Annotated in this window: 1 protein-coding gene; it reads right to left on the reverse strand. The window is 38.4% G+C overall.

Going from position 1 to position 451, the window contains the following annotated elements:
- On the reverse strand, positions 1–436 hold a 436-nt coding region (locus CYP05_RS02305), incomplete at its 3' end, for a TrbI/VirB10 family protein (RefSeq protein WP_275935742.1).
- Between the last annotated feature and the right edge of the window lie 15 nt (positions 437–451).

The following is a 451-nucleotide window of genomic DNA, read 5'->3' on the forward strand; positions in this document are numbered from 1 at the left end:
CTTTACTTCCACGTGGTATCAATACGGCTCGCCCCATTTCGGCATATATATCTTGCTCTATTTGAGCCGTAACTATTCCGCTTAAATCCGAGCTTATTGCACTAGTTAATATGGCTGGGATTAGTCTGCCAGCACTAATTGTGCGATACAGCCTATGCTCATTTGTGCTTATATCAACTGGCTTTTGTTTTGAAAAGCTATCAACGCCATATTTTGAGCTGTTTTGATTTACGCTTTTTACTTCATTATTACGTTTTGCTAAAATTTGCGCTCGTATTAGCTCCTGCATTCGTTTTTTATATGCTCTTTGGTTGTCTATTGCCATTTCTTGTTGCATTTGTTTTTGTTTGGCTTGAAGCTTTGCTTGTCTTTCTCTTGCACGCTGTGCCATTTTCTCCTGTTCTTGTATATCTTGCTCAGTCAGCTTTTCTTGCAACTTTTGATTTCTTTT

The sequence above is a fragment of the Campylobacter concisus genome, from assembly GCF_002913545.1.
Taxonomy (GTDB): domain Bacteria; phylum Campylobacterota; class Campylobacteria; order Campylobacterales; family Campylobacteraceae; genus Campylobacter_A; species Campylobacter_A concisus_AV.